Origin of the sequence: Neoakkermansia glycaniphila (assembly GCF_900097105.1) — a bacterium.
Classification (GTDB): Bacteria; Verrucomicrobiota; Verrucomicrobiia; order Verrucomicrobiales; family Akkermansiaceae; genus Akkermansia; species Akkermansia glycaniphila.
Window position 1 is genome coordinate 1,565,368 of the sequence record NZ_LT629973.1, and the last position, 14,431, is coordinate 1,579,798.

Below are 14,431 nucleotides of genomic sequence, written 5' to 3' on the forward strand. Positions count from 1 at the left end.
TATGTTTTCGGATGAATTAGACAGTCTGATGGCTTCACCGCCTCCGGCGGTGAGGAAATTGATGCGCCTGCTGGAACCCGCTACCGATGCGGAACTGGAGGCCATGGCGCAGGAGAGCAGAAACATCACCCGCCGTTTCTTCGGCTGCACCCTGCGCCTCTTCGCCCCCATCTACCTGTCCAACGAATGCATCAACAATTGCAAATACTGCGGCTTCTCGCGGGACAATCCCATCATCCGCACCACGCTGACCGTCGATGAAGTCGAGCAGGAAGCCCGTTACCTCTACGACCAGGGGCTGAGAAGCCTGCTGCTCGTGGCCGGGGAGCATCCCAAGTTCGTTTCCGACGGCTATTTGCAGGCATGCCTGGACAGGCTCCGCACGTTCATTCCTTCTCTGGGACTCGAAATCGGACCTCTGCCGGACGACCGTTATGCGGAAATCGTCCACCACGGAGCCGAATTGCTGACCGTGTTTCAGGAAACATACAATCGTTCCATCTACGAAACGCTGCATACGGCAGGACTCAAGAAAGACTTCGTCTGGCGCGTCAACTGCCCGGAACGCGCCTATGCCGGAGGATTCCGGCGAATCGGGATCGGCGCTCTCTTCGGCATTGCTCCGTGGCGGCAGGAAGCTCTCGCTCTTGCCTGCCATGTGGATTACCTGCTCAAGCATTGCTGGAAAGCCCAGGTATCCATCTCCTTCCCCCGCATGCGCCCCTATGCGGGCAATTACGAATACACGCCGGATACCGAGCTGATGCTCGACGACCGCCACTACGTGCAGCTTCTCTGCGCTTTGCGCATCTGCTTCCCGCATGTAGGCTTCACCGTCAGCACGCGTGAAACTCCGGCCATGCGCAATGCGCTGATGAACATCGGCGTCACCAGCATGTCCGCTTGCGCCAAGACTGAACCGGGCGGCTACACCGGAGCCGGGCTGAACCGCGCCCATATCACCCTGCACGGTGTGCAGAAGGAATTGACGGAGGAACAGCGCAGCCATTGCACCAAGGCGACGGAGCAATTCGCCATCTCGGATGAGCGGAGCGTACCCGAATTCATTGAAGCCGTCCATGCCGCCGGGCTGGAACCCATCTGGAAGGATTGGGACGACAGCATCAACATCAGGTAAACTCCGTACGCCCGCATCCCGGCGCCGTGTTGCGGAACGGGATGCAGGCTTGATTCCGCTGGGCGGCCATGTTATCCAAGAGGGCAGATATGACTCTGCCTCTTCTTGTCGTCGCCACGCGCAATGCTCATAAAACGGAAGAAATTCGCCAGATGCTCGCCGGACTGTACGAAGTCCGCGACCTTTCCTCCTATCCCGAAGCCCCCGAAGTCGAGGAGACTGGAGAGACGTTTGCCGAAAATGCCGCCTTGAAAGCCGTTTCGGCTTCCCGCGTGATTCCCGGTATCGTGCTGGCCGACGATTCGGGCCTGTGCGTCGATGCGCTGGGCGGCTTGCCCGGCGTGCGATCCGCCCGTTTCGGCGGTGAAGACGGCAACCATGAACTGAACAACCGGAAGATGATGCAGGATCTGGCGCGCTTCGCGGACGATGTGCCGATGGCGGCCCGCTTCATGTGCGTGATGGTGCTGGCGAAGGGTGGCGAAGTGCTGGGTGAATTTTCCGGCAGTGTCGAAGGCTCCATGTTGAAAGAATTGCGCGGAGCAAAGGGATTCGGCTACGATCCTCTTTTCGTTCCCGAAGGCCATGAGCGAAGCTTTGCCGAGTTGACGGGCGAAGAGAAAAACGGCATGTCCCACCGCGGTCGTGCGCTGGCGAAGGCGGTCGAGTACCTGCGCGGGCGTCAATAAGCCGTCCGGTTGAGAAGCTGCTCGCCTCGGGCGGCACAGAAGGCGATGCACGCTTCGCATGGGCGGCTTGCATAATAGGCTGCCGTGCGTGCTTGAGGCCGTGCCGATTCCTGCACATCGTTTCCAAGATGCAACAGGTCTCTGCATATCAGCGAGCCGTGCGCTTGCTCGAATTCTGCCGCCAGTGAGCGGATCAGTGAGAAAATGGCTTCCTTGTCATCGAGATCCGGCGTCGTATTGCCCCGGACGAACCCGGCCACCATCGCCAGAGCCGAAAATGCGCCGCAAACGCCGCGCATCCGTCCGATGCCGGCGCCGAAACCTGATGAAAGCTTCAAGGCGGCGGGTACGGTAAGTTCGAGATCGTCCGCAAAGGCGGCCAGCACGGACTGGGCGCAGTTGTAGCCCTGATGGAAGAAATCCAGAGCGCGTTCCGGATAAGTCATGAGTTGGTGCGGCGGTTCAGGTGAGCGAGGAAAAATAGCGGGAACATTCCGCGGGGGAAAGCTGGAACTTGCGGCCGAACAGGCAGCCGGAGTCCCGCGCCGCCTGCCAGTCTTCCGGAGCCAGATCGCAAGGAGAAGGCGCATTGGCGAAAGGCCATTGGAGATAGCGATGGTTGCCGACGGTGTGGATCGGGAATCCTGAGCGCATCAGGCATGTCTGGAAGAACATTTCATCGCTGCAGAACGTATGCTTGAAAAACCGCACCATGCGGCGGTGGCTGTGCATGTAGGCAATCACGGCATCCATGGCATCTCCTGTCAACGAGAACCATTGGGCGCCTCCATAGAACCGTTCTGCGGATCTGAATGCCGGCCGGCGAAGCTTCAACCGCAGCCACTTGTTCGTATACAACCAGAAATAATCCTGATGCAGGCGGGTGTGTTTGCTGACGATGAAGGAGGGATAGTACACTTGCAGCCTGTGCATGCCGCCGTCGCGTTGCCCCCATTGGCTGCGGGGCATCGGCTCGCATTCGATGAACTGCGTTTGGCTGGCATAGGCATCGTCCAGAATGGCATCCATCGCCTTCATGGAGCGCAGAGGCAGGCAATGGCCGCTCAGCAAGTGAAAATAACGGTATTGCCTGCCTGTGTGCCTTGCCTCCTCGATCATCTTCAGAGTTGCCTCAACCTGTGTCCAGCCTCCCCAGTCGACGGCGGCAGGATGGCGCACCAGATGGATATTCGCCGTTTGGCGGATCAAGTGGCCGATGGCGGACCGGGCATCCGCATGAATGAAGACATCGTGGCCTCCGTCTGCAAGATACTGTGCGAGAGCGTTGACCTGATGGGGGCGGTCATGGCACTGGATCAGATAGGCGTCAATCATGGCGTTTGGATGTCAATGGTATTTGCCGATGATCCCGGGGTTCTCCTGTACACGAGCCAGGGGACAGAGCGCAAATTGTCGGCAAACAGCGGGCGGTATCCGCATTCCCGCAAGAATGCGTCTATTGAGGGCATTTCTTCCTGTTTGACGTCGGAGAGATTAACGAGAATGAATTCGCATCGGTGTTCACGCACGTATTGCCGTTGCAACGTCTTGCCCTGCGGGTCGAAATTGACGAGCTGGTATCGAGGTACATTGGGAATGATGCCGAGCCTGCGGTAGATGCCGTTGTCGAAACAGCCGAAACAAAGAACGGTCGGATGGGCTGATTCCTGCGAAATGGCCTGAGCCAGATCGGCGAGTTCCTGCTTCTGCCGCTTGAGAGTCTCCAGAGAGAAATCGGGCGTTTTGCCACGGTCCGTAATCAGCGAAGAAGCTTCGCGGGAGAGCAGGAACAGAAAGGCGATGCAGCATCCTGTTGCTGCAGCCCGGCGCAGGAAGGGAAGGGTACGATCTCCCATGTCGTGCAGCAGATAAATGACGCCGAATGTGGCGAAAGGAATCAGCGAGAGCAGGTAGTAGGCTGAGAACATGCTTCCGGCAAAGACGGCCAGATACATGGCGATGAACGAGACGGGCAGGCCGATGCGCCTGAAGCGGGAATACCCTCTGGATGCGGCAGCAATCCAATAGGCCATCCCCGCCAGAATGAGAAGTATGTAGTCGGGATAGTCCATGACGCCGCGCACGAGGTAGAAGATACGGTTGCTCGTCGATTCGGTGACGTGGTAGGTATGAAAAACGATATATCCCTCCACATAGGCATCCAGTGCGCCGTGCCATGCGAAATAGGCGATGCAGGGGATAAGAATGAAGGCTGCGCCGATGGCGATCATGCCGGCGCGTTTGCAGGCCGCTCTGAAGCCGAGGTGGCGCCACGCTTCCGCAAGGACGGCGAATGCAAGGACGAACCAGAAGGAGGCCAGGGTAAATTTGCACGCCAGAAGCAGGCCTCCAAGACACCCGAAGATGCAGAGTTTTTTGAAGGAGCATGTATCTTTGCCCAGAATGAGGAAATAATAGATGCCCATGGCAATCATCGGCATCGTGAACTCATCGCCCATGGCTCCTGTGAGATACATTCTTCTTTGGAAAAGGATGAAGAAAGACATCAGCAGGGTGCCAGCCAGTGCGTGGGTGCGATTGAGGAAGAGGCGCGCCGTGCGATTGATATAGTAAAGGGTCCATGCGAAGAAGGCGCAGGCAACCAGCCATTGGCCGATATAGCCGTCGCTGTCGATCAGTCCTCCTATCCCGTTGAACAGGAAGATGGGCATGCCTTTTCCGTCGAAGAGGTCACGGTAGGGAACGAAGCCGTCGAACATGGCCTGCCCGATCGTCAGATACATGTTCGGACTGGGGCAGGGGTTGAAATCGAGCTTCGGCGAAGAGGTGTTGAAGTAGTAGAGAACGGCAAGGCCGTACACGAAAAAGAAGAGTACGGAAAGAGGCCGTTCCCGATTGTGGATGAACTTGCGAAGAGAGTCCGGAGCCATTCGGGTTGCCATCGTATCATGCCGTCTTGCAAAGTCAAGGGGAACATAGCTTGGGCTTGACTTTTGAAGCTTAAGGGCGCATTCTGCGCAGGTCCATGAGTGCGAAAAACTACAAGATCGCGGTATTGGCGGGCGATGGTATCGGCCCGGAAGTGATGTGCGAAGCCCTGCGTGTGCTCGAAGCCTTGAGCCTCCGGTACGGTTTCGGCGTCACATTGAGCGAGCAGTACGTCGGCGGTGCGGGGATCGACCATGCAGGCAAGGCCCTTCCGGATGAAACGCTGCGTGCCTGCGAAGCGGCGGATGCCATTCTTTTCGGCTCCGTAGGCGGCCCGAAGTGGGAGAACCTGCCGCCCAACGAGCAGCCCGAGCGCGGCGCCCTGCTGCCCCTTCGCAAGCATTTCGGCCTTTATGCGAATCTGCGTCCCGGCATTTGCCTTCCGGCTCTGACGCACGCTTCCCCGGTGAAGAACGAACTCATCGAGGGAGGTTTCGACATTCTCTGCGTCCGCGAGCTGACGGGCGGCCTTTATTTCGGCCAGCCCCGCTACCGCAAGGAGATCGATGGCGAAGATACCGCCGTGGATACTCTGGTGTACCGGAAGAGCGAGATCGAGCGCATCGCCCGCGTGGCCTTTGAAGCCGCCCGTGGCCGCCGCAATCTCCTGACCAGCGTGGACAAGGCCAATGTGCTGACCAGCTCCATCCTGTGGCGCGAGACGATTCTTGAAGTGGCGAAGGATTATCCCGAGGTGGAAGTGCGCCACATGTATGTGGACAATGCCGCCATGCAGCTCGTGCGCAATCCGCAGCAGTTCGACGTACTCGTGACCGAGAACCTCTTCGGCGATATTCTTTCCGACGAGATGGCCATGATCTGCGGCTCCCTCGGCATGCTGCCGAGCGCAAGCCTGTGCCAGGGCAGCAAGGACAACGGGCTGTTCTTCGGCATGTACGAGCCTTCCGGCGGTTCCGCTCCCGACATCGCGGGCAAGGGCATTGCCAATCCCATCGCCCAGATTCTTTCTCTGGGCATGCTGCTCCGCTATTCGCTCGGTGAGACGGCTGCCGCCAACGATATCGACCGCGCCGTGCGCCGGGTGATCGACCTCGGCTACCGCACGGGCGATCTTGCCACGGGTGCGCCGAACGAGATCCGCGTCAATACCGCCGCCATGGGCGATGCGATCATTGCCGCTCTGTAAGGCTTTTGACACCGGGCGGCGTGAGAATGCCGCCCGTTTTTCTTCTTCGCCATGCGCATCTTGATCGTTGGACAGGGACTCGCCGGCAGTTCGCTGGCATGGAGGCTGATCCGCCGGGGGGTGGATTGCCTGGTGGTGGATCGTCCCGTCGGCGAGACGGCTTCCCGGGTTGCAGCCGGGCTGGTGAATCCCCTGACGGGCCGCAAGGTGCGGCCCGAATGGAGGCAGGCCGAGTGCCTGCCGGAGGCGGATGCGTATTATACGGAAACGGAGCGCGAGCTTGGAGGCTCCTGGTGGCAGAAGACGCCGATCTGGCGCGAGCTGGTCGGCGAAGATCAGGAGGAGATTTGGAAGGAACGCCAGAGCGATCCCGAATCCTGTTCCTATGCCGGGCCTGTACTGCCGTGGCCGGAAGGCTGGCAGGGGGAGGGCCGTGCGGCCTACACGCGGGGCTCCGCCGTGCTGCATGCCGAAGCTCTGGTGAATGCCCAGCGCGTCTGGCTGCAGGGGCAGGGATTGTTTCGCGAGGGAGAGGTGGCTCCCGAAGAGATCGAGCGGCAAGGGGACGATTTTATCTGGCAGGGTGAACGGTTTACCCACATTGTCTGGTGTACGGGGTATGAAGTGGCTTCCCGGCTGCAACTGCCGGCGTTGGAGAGCCGCCTCTCGAAAGGTACCATTGTGGATATCGAGCTGCCCGGGCTGGCATGGCATGCGGGCATCCTGCATTTCGGCCATTGGCTTGTGCATTGGGGCGGCGTCTGGCGGCTTGGTGCAACGTATGCCTGGTCATGGGATGATCCGGGAGCAGCGGAAGAGACTGCCGTGCAGGAGCTGCTGTACAGCTTGCGCCAGCGGTACGAAGGAGAGATCGGCATCGTGAGGGCTCGTGCGGCCGTACGTCCCATCATCCGGTACAGCCAGCCCGTGGCGGGGCCTTTGCCGGGCATGCCGGGGCATTATGTCTTTTCCGGGCTTGGCAGCCGGGGCGTGACGACAAGCCCGTGGGTTTCGCAATTGCTGGTCGAGCATCTCGTGAACGGCACGGCCATGCCGGAAGATGTCGATCCGGCTCCTCTGTGGAAGCGTCTTGCCCGCAAGTAAGGCTCGGGTTTGGCTTACTTGGCGAACAGGCCGTACTCGCTGATCAGCGCCGCTTCGCCTTCCACCTTTTTCTTTTCCTTGTCGAGCACGTCGGCGCGCATTTCAATGTTTCTCTTGCGCTGCTCCAGATATTCGGCGCCGGTTTCGGGTACGAATCCCGCTTCGTGGGCGACCGTCTTCTGCATGAAGCTTTTCCATGTTTCGAATTCCTTGCAGCTCCTCATGAGCTGGTCGACGCGTGTGAGGCGGCGCATCAGTTCGAACTTGAGTTCCCTTTTCTTGGCTTCGTAGGCTTCTTCCCTCGTCTTGTACTGGTTCCAGATATTAAGCCGGGTGTCCAGCTGCAGGGAGGCGTTCGTATTGAGCGTCATGTCGCTGCTGTTGAGGAACGTGCCGCCGTAGGTGCCGCCCGTGGAGGAGAAGAGCGAGGGGCTGTACAGGTTCATGTTGAGCTGCGGCAGGTACTGCATGAGGGTCTGGTAGCGTTCCATGCGCACCTGTTCGAGACCCATGGCCAGCACGGCGACGGAGAGGGGGTCGAGGTGCCTGCAGGCTTTCTTGTAATGATCCCAGTTGAGGTTGGGGACGGTTTCCGGGATGATGACCCAGCGTCCGTCCTGATTGCCCAGCAGGGTACACAATTCCGCCCATTCCGTGCGGTCGAGGTCTTCGCGGCTCTGCTGCAGGGCTCCGATTTTCCATTCGCGGTCTTCGAGGCCGATCTTCTCGCGTTCCAGTTGGTCCGCCTTCCGGGTCAGTTCGCTCGTGCGGATGAATTTGTAGAGTTTGGAAACGAGGTCTCGCTGCTTGACTTCGAGGTTCTTCTTGGCGGCATACACGCGTGCCTGGGCTTCGTACACGCGGTAGGGGAGCTGCGAGATGGAGGGGAGGTTGAAGAGGATGTTGATGTTGTAGGAAATGTCGTCCGGCGTGACGGCGTTGGCCAGTTCCTTGACGGATTGGGACATCGACGAATAGAGGTTTACGCCGGGGATCAGGTCGGTATAGATGCTGCGGGCGTACCGTTCCGCGCTGTCGATGGTCGTATGAAGATTGCGGATTTCCTGATTGTCCTTCATGACCATGTCCACGGCCTGTTGCCAGGTGATCTGCCGCACAGGCAGCTCTTCCCACCGGGGCATTTTGGCGACCAGTTCATTGATGGCCTTGCTGTCCGTTTCGATGCGCTCGTCGATTTGCCGGGATATGGAACACCCCCACAAACCTAGGCACAAAAAAAGGAGCAGGGGGTATCGCTTCACCGGAACAACACTAGCAGATAGCGTATACTACTGCAAGATAAGAATGCGCCTTCCTGCGGATGCCGGATACTCCTGCTCCTCTTTCGGAGCCCGGCGGCAGAGGGGCTGCAACGGGCGCCTTCCGAAAAGTTCGCTTGACCTCAGGCGTTGAAAGAGTAGAATAAGCGGGTATGAGTTTGAAATCTACTGCCATCATGTTCATCTCTGCCGCCTGCGCCGCGCCGATTTTTGCGGATGAGGCTCCGACGGCTCGGAAAACCGATGCGCAGCGTCCGAACATTCTGTTTATCATTACAGATGACCACGCTGTGCAGGCCATGGGCACGTGCGAGAAGGATTCTCCGATCGCCTATCCCCATTTCAACAAGCTGGCGAAGGAAGGCATGGTCTTCGATCGGAGCTACTGTGCGAATTCCCTGTGCGGGCCGTCCCGCGCCTGTATTCTGACCGGACGCCATTCGCACAAAAACGGCTATATTTTCAATGAAGGCCGGACGCCGTTCGACGGTTCGCAGCCGACCTATCCGAAGATGCTCCAGCAGGCAGGTTATCAGACCGCCATTTTCGGCAAGTGGCATCTCGAATCCGATCCCACCGGTTTCGACCACTGGGAAATCTTCCCCGGACAGGGCGCCTACTACAATCCCGATTTCATTTCCCGCGGACAGAACGGCAAGCGCAAAGTGACGCGCGAAGAAGGTTATGCGACCGACCTCGTGACGAAGAAGAGTATCGACTGGCTTGAGCACCGCGATAAGAACAAGCCGTTCGCCCTCGTCGTCGGCCACAAGGCCCCCCACCGTCCGTGGATGCCTGCGGAGCGCCATCTCGGCAAGGCCAAAGAGGCCGTATCGAAGCTGACGCCGCCTGCATCGCTGGAAGACAATTACGCCAACCGTCCCAGCTTCCTGAGAGAGAACGAGCAAACGATCGCCCGCCATATGGCCGTCTATTCCGATTTGCACATCATGAAGGATCTCGTGCCGGAAGACGTCCGCAAAAAAATCGTTTCCCCCGGCTACGGCTGGGAGCTCGGCGATGTCAAGCGCATGAATCCGGCCCAGCGCGCCGCGTGGGAGAAATACCACAAGGCCCGCACGGAAGAACTCGTTGAGCTGGTCAAGTCCGGCAAGATCAAGACGGAGAAGCAAATGCTCGAATGGCGCTGGCGCACCTACATGGAGGATTATCTCGGTTCGATTCTGGCCGTGGACGACAGCATCGGCGAACTCATGGACTATCTCGACAAGAGCGGCCTTTCCGACAATACGCTCGTCATCTACTGCGGCGACCAGGGCTTCTATCTGGGCGAGCACGGCTTGTACGACAAGCGCTGGATTTTCGAGGAAACATTCCGCATGCCGCTGATCATGCGCTGGCCGGGCCACATCAAACCCGGCGTGCGCTCCGAAGCCATCGTGCAGAATATCGACTATGCTCCCACCATTCTGGCAACGGCCGGCGCCGATACTCCGGAAAACATGAAGACCTTCCAGGGCAAGAGCCTCGTGCCGCTTTTTGCAACGGGTGAATCCCCGGATTTCAAGGACCGCGTGATCTACTACGCCTTCTACGAAAACCCCGGAGAGCACAATGCTCCGCGCCATGACGGCGTCCGTACGCCCCGTTATACGTTCGCCAGGCTCTGGACGAGCGGTGAATACATGCTGTTCGACAACGAAAAGGATCCCCAGCAGATGGTCAACGTGTTCGATGATCCGAAGTACGCCGATATCGTCAAGGAAATCATGGTGGAGTACGAAAAACTCCGCGACCAATACGAAGTGCCGGCAGACAGCCCGGGCGGCAAGGGCACTCCCATTCCCAAGTTCACGCCTTCGTGGTAAGCAGCGATCCCGTGTGAATGCCTGTCACGCGGCCATCCGAAAGGTCGACGATGGACGGGCGGGCATTTTTGAAAAACGCGCCGGTATTGACGTACAGTCTGCCGGCGCGTTTCCATTGCCCTGGGCGGTGGAAATGCCCGAAGCAGACGATGCGGGCTTCCGGGAAGAATTGCTCCGTGAAGCGGTGCATCAGGCTGCTCATCGTCATCCATGCGCGGAGGATTGCAATCGGGCGCGAAGGCGGCCATCCGCAGTGGGCCAGGAAGCGCAGGACGCGGTTTTTCGAGACGCGGGGTCTCTGCAGGACGGGAGGTGAGAGCAGGGCCATTTCCCGGGCGAGCGCCATCCGGTCTTCCAGATCGGTATCGCTCATGGGATGGCGGGCGATCAGATCGCGACAAGCCTGCTTGTGGTTGAGATATTCCCATCCCCAGGGTGCTCCGACCTTGTAGAGGGCATGCCCGTGGAGGGCGACGACGCTGCCGCCGTACAGCTTCAGGACGGAGGTTTCTTCCAGAGGATCATGGTTGCCGGCAAGCTTGTGGAGAATGACTCCTTCCTCACGGCACATGGAGGCGAAATCGCGCTTCATCGCCATGCCTTTGGTCTGAAAGGCGCATGCACGCGTTTCGGCGAGGTCGCCGCAGACGATCAGCCTGTCGCAGCCATGCAGAAGAGGGCGCAATGTTTCCACATTCTCGACGGTACTGCGAACATGGCCGAGGTGGACGTCGGAAATCAGGCGGATGCGTTCGCCCGGTTCGGGTTCGAGGTGGCGGATCATGGCTGGGCGGCATCGGCCGCCGCGGTAGCTGCTGCAGCCCGTTGGCGCAGCGCCTCGTAGAGGCACACGCCCGTGGCGACGGAGACGTTCAGGCAGGGAACGCTGCCGAGCATGGGAATCTTGACGAGGAAATCGCAATTCTCTTCCGTGAGGCGGCGCATGCCGTCGCCTTCCGCACCCATGACGATGGCGATTCCTCCCTTGAGATCCGTGTCGTAAATGGTGCGGTCGCCATGATCGGAAGTGCCGATGAGCCAGATACCGTTTTCCTGAAGGAATTTCATGGTGCGGGACAGGTTCGTGACCTGCACGAAGGGCACTTTTTCCGCAGCGCCGACGGAGACGCGAAGCACGGTTTCCGTGATGGAGGCGGATTTGTCCTTGGGGGAGATGACGGCGGCTACGCCTGCGCCATCCGCTGTGCGAAGGATGGCCCCGAGATTATGGGGATCCTGAATGCAGTCGAGAATCAGATAGAGGCCTTGCGGCTGCGCCTCGAGAATGTCGAAGAGGGCGTGTTCGTCCAGCGCGCGGACAACGGGCTTGGAACCGCTGTTCGTGGGAGCTGTGTGTTTGTTGGCGCGTGCCTGCCTGCCTTTGTCCTGACCCTGGAATCTCATGCGAATGAGGATAAACGGAAGGCTCTGCCGTGTCAAGGCGCTACGCGGGAATAAAATTGTCCTGCACGAAGCCGGTTTCATGCAGGACAAGATCGCATGGTGATGCGGTTCCGGAAGAGATGTGCGGACTGTTCAGGAAGAATGGGCCGAGGCTATGGCGTCTTTGAGAGCCTGCTCCAGAGTTTCTGATGGAAGCGCTGCCATAAGTGCGGGCAGAATATCCTCGACAGGAATATCCCAGCGTTCCGAAAGCTGCGATAATTGATCCAGCATGGCGTGGTCGACGGGGATATGGGTAACAGGCGTATTGTCGGGCGTATGGTTGGTCTGCATAGGTTTGCACGTATTGTATAATGTAGTTATATACTTTGCAACGATAATTTCGCCGTTGCCAAATTATGTTAGACCGTGTGCAACAAAAAGCCCGCATCGCCGGATGCGGGCGCGTTCGTGAAAAGAACCGGCGACCGGATCAGCCTTCCTGCCCGGCGTTTTTCATGGCATTGAGCACATAGGTGACGATCTTCTGGCGATCGCCTTTTGCGCCCCAGATCATGCGGAGGAAGTCTGCGGGATGGATGTTGCCGTGTTCGCGGAGGAATTTGCGGTCTCCGCCGCAGCAGTACATGATGTCCGGGTCAAGATTGCCGTACAGTTTGCCTTCGGCCTTTTTGATGATGCGGGGCAGGTAGGCGATGCCATGCACTTCATCGCCGAAGGTGGGAAGTTCGTTGACGGTGATGAGCGTGGTGTTCGAGACGATGCCGCGCTGGGCCGTCAGGAAGAAATCCCGGCGTACGGAGGCGACGAGCAGCGCCGTCGTCGGTGAAGGGTCGCCTTCCTGGGCGAAGTCTTCGACGAAGTCGAACATTTCGCGGGTGCGGTAACCGATGGTGGCGAGGAACTCGATTTCCGGTGCGGTAAAGATGTCCTGCCAGCGTGTGTGCCCCTGATGGAAGCGATCGACGGCTTCCGTGAACAGGCGCATGAAAGTATCATTCCATTGTGGGGTGCTCATGGTCGAATGCGGTTTAGCGTTTGTATTTGCGGTTGAATTCGAGAATGGCGAGTTGCTTGGCCAGGTTCGTATCGAGGCGGCGGCGTTCTTCGACCGTCAGTTTTTCCTGCTGGCGGAGAGCCTCCTGTGCGGCGGCGATGGCTTCCTCCACGCTCTTCTCATCTATATCTGACGTTTCCAGAGCGAGATCCGTGGTAAGTATGACACGGTCGTGCTCGATTTGGAAGACTCCCGAGCCGACGACGAGCTGGTGCTCCTCTCCGCTTCCGGCCATCCGGTAGCGCAGTTCGCCGGGTATGATGATGGTGATGAGGTTCGAGTGCTGGGTGAGCACTTCCATCTCGCCGAGTGCGCCCGGCACGACGATATTGTCCACTTCCGCCTCAAGGGCGGTGCGGTCGGGCGTGATGATTTTGAAGTGCAGGGACATGGCCTCAGGTGGACGGGATCAGTTTTTCTCGACGGTGTCGATGCCGCCTCGCATGAAGAAGTTGGATTCGGGGACGGAGTCCCATTTCCCGTCCAGAATTTCCGCGAAGCCGCGCACGGTTTCTTCCACGGGCACATAGGCGCCGGGGATGCTGGAGAAAACTTCGGCGACGTGCAGGGGCTGCGTGAGGAATCGCTGGATTTTGCGGGCGCGGCTGACGGTTTTCTTGTCCGCTTCGGACAGTTCGTCCATGCCGAGAATGGCGATCATGTCCTGCAGATCTTTGTAGCGTTGCAGGATCTGCTGCACGCCGCGGGCGACGCGGTAATGCTCTTCGCCCACGAGTTCGGGGGCGAGCGCCTTGGATGTGGAGGAGAGCGGGTCCACGGCCGGGAAGAGGCCCTGTGCCGCCAGAGAGCGTTCGAGCACCACGGTGGAGTCGAGGTGGGCGAAGGTGGTGGCGGGAGCGGGGTCCGTCAAGTCGTCCGCAGGCACATAGACGGCCTGCATGGAGGTGATGGAACCGCGCTTCGTGGAGGTGATGCGTTCCTGCAGGTTGGCCATTTCCTCGGCGAGGTTGGGCTGGTAGCCCACGGCGGAGGGAGTGCGGCCGAGCAGGGCGGATACTTCGGAGCCTGCCTGCGAGAAGCGGAAGATGTTGTCGATGAAGAGCAGCACATCCCTGTTTTCCTCGTCGCGGAAGTATTCGGCCATGGCGAGGGCGGAGAGGGCCACGCGGAGGCGGGCGCCGGGAGGTTCGTTCATCTGTCCGTACACGAGAGCCACTTTGGATTTGTCCGGTTCTTCGAGGTTGATGACGCCGGATTCGATCATTTCGTTGTAGAGGTCGTTCCCCTCGCGGGTACGTTCGCCCACGCCTGCGAAGACGGAGAGTCCGGATCGCGCCTTGGCGATGTTGTTGATGAGCTCCATGATGAGCACGGTCTTGCCGACGCCTGCGCCGCCGAAGGAGCCTGCCTTGCCGCCTTTCAGGAAGGGACAGATGAGGTCGATCACCTTGATGCCGGTTTCGAGCACTTCGGAGGTGGTGGATTGTTCTTCCAGCGCGGGAGCGGGGCGGTGGATGGGATAGCGCTTGGCGCAGCCGGGTTCGCCCTTGTTGTCCACGGTGTCGCCGAGCACGTTGAAGATGCGGCCGAGCACGCAATCGCCCACAGGCACGGTAATGGGGGCTCCCGTATCGGTCACGGCCATGCCGCGCTTCAGGCCGTCGGTCGAACTCATGGCGACGGCGCGCACCCAGCCGTCGCTGAGGTGCTGTTCGACTTCGAGGACGAGGCTTTTCTGCTCGCCGCCCACCGTGTACTCGACGGTCAAGGCATTGAAGACGGCCGGCATGGCGTGCGCCTGCGAGAAGTCGACGTCCACGACGGCGCCGATGATTTGAACGATGGTACCTTGGTTGTTCATGACAATGGGAAG

15 protein-coding genes are annotated in these 14,431 nt (G+C 59.3%); 5 read left to right on the top strand and 10 right to left on the bottom strand.

All coding sequences use genetic code 11. The features are described from left to right. The first annotated feature begins 1 nt into the window (after position 1). Positions 2-1,138, top strand: coding sequence for a 2-iminoacetate synthase ThiH (thiH, locus tag PYTT_RS06505; protein ID WP_067773544.1), 1,137 nt, complete (start codon positions 2-4; stop codon positions 1,136-1,138). An 89-nt stretch (positions 1,139-1,227) separates the two neighbouring features. After that, positions 1,228-1,827: an RdgB/HAM1 family non-canonical purine NTP pyrophosphatase gene (gene rdgB, locus PYTT_RS06510; RefSeq protein WP_067773541.1), complete on the top strand. Its 600-nt coding sequence runs from the start codon at positions 1,228-1,230 to the stop codon at positions 1,825-1,827. On the opposite strand, the gene PYTT_RS06515 is transcribed toward rdgB, so the two are convergent. From PYTT_RS06515 to PYTT_RS06525, 3 genes are read right to left on the bottom strand one after another with little or no spacing between them, the layout of a single operon-like run. Then, a complete protein-coding gene (locus tag PYTT_RS06515) occupies positions 1,821-2,273 on the bottom strand; it encodes a C-GCAxxG-C-C family protein (protein ID WP_067773538.1) in 453 nt (150 codons plus the stop codon). The genes rdgB and PYTT_RS06515 overlap by 7 nt on opposite strands. A gap of 16 nt (positions 2,274-2,289) precedes the next feature. After that, positions 2,290-3,162: a beta-1,6-N-acetylglucosaminyltransferase gene (locus tag PYTT_RS06520; protein WP_067773535.1), complete on the bottom strand. Its 873-nt coding sequence runs from the start codon at positions 3,160-3,162 to the stop codon at positions 2,290-2,292. After that, positions 3,159-4,730, bottom strand: a complete 1,572-nt coding sequence (locus PYTT_RS06525) for a glycosyltransferase family 39 protein (RefSeq protein WP_141675728.1) — start codon at positions 4,728-4,730, stop codon at positions 3,159-3,161. The genes PYTT_RS06520 and PYTT_RS06525 overlap by 4 nt, the downstream gene beginning before the upstream one ends. An 83-nt stretch (positions 4,731-4,813) precedes the next feature. Here PYTT_RS06525 and leuB point away from each other — a divergent pair, with 83 nt between their 5' ends. Then, positions 4,814-5,923: a 3-isopropylmalate dehydrogenase gene (gene leuB, locus PYTT_RS06530; protein ID WP_067773530.1), complete on the top strand. Its 1,110-nt coding sequence runs from the start codon at positions 4,814-4,816 to the stop codon at positions 5,921-5,923. A gap of 51 nt (positions 5,924-5,974) precedes the next feature. Next, a complete protein-coding gene (locus PYTT_RS06535; protein WP_067773527.1) occupies positions 5,975-7,027 on the top strand; it encodes an NAD(P)/FAD-dependent oxidoreductase in 1,053 nt (350 codons plus the stop codon). Positions 7,028-7,041: 14 nt separating this feature from the next. Here PYTT_RS06535 and PYTT_RS06540 read toward each other — a convergent pair whose 3' ends face one another. Then, positions 7,042-8,250: a TolC family protein gene (locus PYTT_RS06540; protein WP_067773524.1), complete on the bottom strand. Its 1,209-nt coding sequence runs from the start codon at positions 8,248-8,250 to the stop codon at positions 7,042-7,044. 233 nt (positions 8,251-8,483) lie between these two features. On the opposite strand from PYTT_RS06540, the gene PYTT_RS06545 reads away from it, so the two are divergent. Then, a complete protein-coding gene (locus PYTT_RS06545; protein WP_141675730.1) occupies positions 8,484-10,136 on the top strand; it encodes a sulfatase family protein in 1,653 nt (550 codons plus the stop codon). On the opposite strand, the gene PYTT_RS06550 is transcribed toward PYTT_RS06545, so the two are convergent. The 6 genes from PYTT_RS06550 to atpD form a co-directional block, all read right to left on the bottom strand. Further along, positions 10,120-10,920 (bottom strand): metallophosphoesterase, encoded by an 801-nt coding sequence (locus tag PYTT_RS06550; protein WP_067773521.1) that lies wholly within the window; start codon positions 10,918-10,920, stop codon positions 10,120-10,122. The genes PYTT_RS06545 and PYTT_RS06550 overlap by 17 nt on opposite strands. Next, positions 10,917-11,540 carry a 23S rRNA (guanosine(2251)-2'-O)-methyltransferase RlmB gene (rlmB, locus tag PYTT_RS06555; protein ID WP_067773518.1) on the bottom strand — a complete coding sequence of 208 codons (624 nt, stop codon included), beginning with the start codon at positions 11,538-11,540 and terminating at the stop codon, positions 10,917-10,919. The genes PYTT_RS06550 and rlmB overlap by 4 nt, the downstream gene beginning before the upstream one ends. A 132-nt stretch (positions 11,541-11,672) precedes the next feature. Then, positions 11,673-11,873, bottom strand: coding sequence for a hypothetical protein (locus tag PYTT_RS06560; protein ID WP_067773515.1), 201 nt, complete (start codon positions 11,871-11,873; stop codon positions 11,673-11,675). 139 nt (positions 11,874-12,012) lie between these two features. After that, complete coding sequence (locus tag PYTT_RS06565) at positions 12,013-12,558, bottom strand: hypothetical protein (protein WP_067773512.1); 546 nt, start codon at positions 12,556-12,558, stop codon at positions 12,013-12,015. Positions 12,559-12,571: 13 nt separating this feature from the next. Next, entirely contained in the window at positions 12,572-12,988 is a 417-nt protein-coding gene (atpC, locus tag PYTT_RS06570) for an ATP synthase F1 subunit epsilon (RefSeq protein WP_067773509.1), read from the bottom strand. 18 nt (positions 12,989-13,006) lie between these two features. Then, positions 13,007-14,419 carry a F0F1 ATP synthase subunit beta gene (gene atpD / locus PYTT_RS06575; RefSeq protein ID WP_067773505.1) on the bottom strand — a complete coding sequence of 471 codons (1,413 nt, stop codon included), beginning with the start codon at positions 14,417-14,419 and terminating at the stop codon, positions 13,007-13,009. Positions 14,420-14,431: the final 12 nt, after the last annotated feature.